Origin of the sequence: Kitasatospora sp. NPDC050463 (assembly GCF_040655255.1) — a bacterium.
In the GTDB taxonomy this organism is placed as follows: domain Bacteria; phylum Actinomycetota; class Actinomycetes; order Streptomycetales; family Streptomycetaceae; genus Kitasatospora.
Map to the genome: position 1 here is coordinate 1 of NZ_JBFAJO010000218.1, position 1,553 is coordinate 1,553.

The 1,553-nt window shown below is 64.8% G+C and carries 1 protein-coding gene; it reads right to left on the reverse strand.

What is annotated here, in order from left to right; genetic code table 11:
- Window positions 1-92 precede the first annotated feature (92 nt).
- Window positions 93-1,367, reverse strand: coding sequence for a group II intron reverse transcriptase/maturase (gene ltrA / locus AB0J08_RS41600; protein ID WP_360645414.1), 1,275 nt, complete (start codon window positions 1,365-1,367; stop codon window positions 93-95).
- Between the last annotated feature and the right edge of the window lie 186 nt (window positions 1,368-1,553).

A 1,553-nucleotide genomic window follows, 5' to 3' on the forward strand; every position in this document is an offset into this window, starting at 1 on the left:
GCACGACGGCGCAGCTCAGGCGGGTAGGAGGAGGGACGTGCCATGACTCGAATCCTTACACGAAATCGAGTCTCCACTGAACACGGGGCGGTTCAATGTTTGCGCCGCAGCCATCCGAAGACCTGTCGCCAGGTGAAGGCTGACAGGTACTGGAAGGTCGCGGACGACACGCCGTGCCGGAAGTACGCCGTCCAGCCTCGCAGCACCGGGTTGAGCCGGTGCAGCACGACTGCCAACGGTAGGTTCGTGTCCTGTCTGCACAGCGCCTTGACCTTCTCCTTGACGGCCTGAAGGGCCTTCTTGGAGGGGTAGAGGTAGACGTAGTGCTTCTGGGTCCCGCGTTTGCGGTGACGTTGGAGACGCCACCCGAGGAAGTCCAGCCCCTCGTCGATATGGGTGATCGCTGTTTTCTCCACCGACAGGCGAAGGCCCATCGGCGCGAGCACTGCTGCCACCTCGGCGCGGATCTCCTCGGCATCGTCACGGGTCCCGGTCACGGCGATCAGGAAGTCGTCCGCGTACCGGAACAGCCGGTAGTTGGGCAGCTTCCGACGCCGACGCCTGGCCCGCTCCGCCTGAGTGGAGTTCGGCCCGCCCGGTCCGGCCGCGATGAACTCATCGAGGACGGACAAGGCGATGTTGGCGAGCAGTGGTGACAGGATTCCTCCCTGCGGAGTGCCGCTGTCGGTCTCCCGGGACAGGCCACCCTCGGTGAGAATGCCCGCCTTCAAGAACGCCTTCACCAGGTCCAGGACGCGCCGGTCCCCGATCCGCCGACGCACCCGGTCCATCAGGGCCGTGTGGTCGATCGAGTCGAAGCACGCCTCAATGTCACCCTCCACCATCCACTCGTACGAGTGTTTGGCGAAGTGGTGCGCTTCGGCGAGCGCGTCATGAGCCCGGCGCTTGAGACGGAAGCCGTAGGAACACGGCAGGAAATCCGCCTCGAAGATCGGCTCCAACACCAGCTTCAGGGACACCTGGACGACCCTGTCCCGCACGGTGGGAATGCCCAACCGGCGGCGCTTGGCCGTTCCCGGCTTGGGAATCATCCGCTCCCGCACAGGCAGAGGCCGGAAGCTACAGCCCCTCAGATCGGATCGCACCTCGTCGAGGAACACCTCGACCCCGCGCCCGGCCTCCACGGAGTGAGCGGTCTGCCCGTCCACCCCAGCCGAGCGTGCGCCCCTGTTGCCCCGCACCCGAGCCCACGCCACAAGCAAGAACGCGGGATCGGCAACCAGATTGAACAGGTCATCGAACCGGCGATCACGATCGCCGCTCGCCCAACAGTGCAGCTTGGTCTGCATCTCCAGTACCCGGCGCTCGGCCTTGAACAAGGCGATCTCCAGCGCGTCGGTGTTCACCAACGACCTCCCGGCATTGCAGTCTCCTCCCCGCCGACTTGCTGGCCCCCTTCGCCATGTACGGAGCTTTCCTCCGCTCGGACTACTACGGTGAGGTGACCCCCGCGGTGTGGACACACCTGACAATGGATCTTGTTAGTCCAGGAAGGTGAAGATCTACATGGCGAGGCCATCGAAGTACAGTGC